This is a genomic window from Actinoallomurus acaciae, from assembly GCF_042429965.1.
Classification (GTDB): Bacteria; Actinomycetota; Actinomycetes; order Streptosporangiales; family Streptosporangiaceae; genus Actinoallomurus; species Actinoallomurus acaciae.
The window spans coordinates 1-1,874 of record NZ_JBHLZP010000921.1 but is presented as its reverse complement, the minus strand read 5'-3'; the positions used below and the strand labels follow the sequence as shown (position 1 = coordinate 1,874).

The window sequence follows — 1,874 nt, the reverse complement described above, 5'->3', positions numbered from 1 at the left end:
CGCCGGACGCGGCCTCGCGCGGCCGGTCGGTCCGGGTCGCGTCGGCCGGGCCGTCGCCGGGCTCGTTCGTACGGCCGGACGCGGGCTCGCCCTCCGCGGATCCGCTCGATGGGGACTCGTCGGCCGGAGACTCGCCGGGGGGTTGGCTCACTGTCGCCTCCTCGGGGGCACGTCCATCCGCGGACATGATCCCATTCGGGGCGCCGGTGATCGAGTGATCGGCGGAAAGCGGACGGGGCGGTGCGTCCGCGCGCCGAGATCTACCCGGATTCCCGGCGAGCCTGCGATCCGCTCAGTGGGGCAGCTTGACGACCGACACGAAGAAGTCGTCGATCTGGCGGACGATGCGGATGAAGTCGTCGAAGTCCACCGGCTTGGTGACGTACGCGTTCGCGTGCAGGTCGTAGCTGTTCAGGATGTCCTCGTCCGCCTCCGAGGTCGTCAGCACGACGACGGGGATGGAGCGCAGGTCCGGGTCGGCCTTGATGTCGCGCAAAACCTCCCGGCCGTCCTTACGCGGCAGGTTGAGGTCGAGCAGGATCAGGTCGGGCCGGGGTATGCCGGCGTACGGGCCCTGCCGGCGCAGGTAGGCCGTCGCCTCCTCCCCGTCGCTGACGACGTGGAGGTTGTTGCGGAGCTTGTTGTCGTCGAACGCCTCCCGGGTCAGGAGCACGTCACCGGGGTCGTCCTCCACGAGGAGGACCTCGATCGAGCGTGCGCCGTCAGTCATCGTCGTCTCCAGCGGGAAGGGTCCAGCGGATGGTCGTGCCGGTGCCGCCCCGGGCGGTGGCCCCGGAGCCGTCGGCGTCGGACGCGGGGGTGTCGAGCCAGATCCGGCCGCCGTGATGCTCGACGATCTTCTTGCACATCGCCAGGCCGATACCGGTCCCCGTGTAGACGTCCTGGGGATGGAGGCGCTGGAAGATGAGGAAGATGCGCTCACCGTACTTGCCGTCGATCCCGATGCCGTTGTCGGAGCAGGAGAACTCCCAGAACGCGCCGTCCCGGCGGGCGCCGATGTGCACGCGTGGCGGCTCGTCGCCGTGGAACTTGATCGCGTTGCCGACGAGGTTCTGCAGCAACTGGGTGTACTGGGTCTGGTCGCCCGGCAGCCGCGGCAGTTCGTCCGCGGTCACGTCGGCCTCATTGTCCTCGCGCAGCTGGGCGAGGTTGAACAGCGCCCGGTCCAGGCACGCCCGCAGGTCGACCGTCGCCTCGCGGCGTTCGATCCGGCCGACGCGGGAGAAGCTCAGCAGGTCGTTGATGAGCACCTGCATGCGCTTGGCGCCGTCGACCGCGAACTCGATGTACTGCCTGCCGCGGTCGTCCAGCTTGTCGTTGTACTTTCGCTCCAGCATCTGGCAGAAGCTGGCGACCTTCCGCAGCGGCTCCTGCAGGTCGTGGCTGGCGACGTACGCGAACTGCTCCAGTTCGGCGTTCGACCGGCGCAGCTCGGTGGCCTGCTCGTCCAGCCGGCGCCGGGCCTCGGAGGTGAAGCGCCACTCCTCCACGAGACGCTGCCGCATGCCGTCGACGATGGTGGCCAGCTCGACGAACTCGGCCGAGCCGCGGAGTTCGAGGGAGTGGGTCAGGTCGCCCTGCGCCACCGCCCGTACGTTGGTGGCCAGCGACGACAGCGGGCGCAGGACGGCCCGCCGGATCAGCCACGCGAGGCCGGCGGCCGACAGCAGAGTGACCACGACGGCCACGGCCAGGGACCAGTAGACCCGGTCGACCTGGTCGTTCAGCCGGCGGGCGAACCTCTGGTACAGGGCGGTCTGGTCCCGCTGGAGCGTCGCGTTGGCGGCGCGGACCCGCGAGAACGGCGCGTCACCGGCGCCCGCCGCGGAGCCGCGCCGGGCGGCGAGCGGCTC

2 protein-coding genes are annotated in these 1,874 nt (G+C 70.5%); both read right to left on the bottom strand.

The annotated features are described in order from the left end of the window. Nucleotides 1-292: 292 nt before the first annotated feature. Nucleotides 293-730 (bottom strand): response regulator, encoded by a 438-nt coding sequence (locus ACFFNX_RS48920; protein WP_378213310.1) that lies wholly within the window; start codon nt 728-730, stop codon nt 293-295. After that, nucleotides 723-1,874 (bottom strand): sensor histidine kinase (locus tag ACFFNX_RS48915; RefSeq protein WP_378213309.1); only part of this gene is annotated, 1,152 nt, incomplete at its 5' end. The genes ACFFNX_RS48920 and ACFFNX_RS48915, both read right to left, overlap by 8 nt.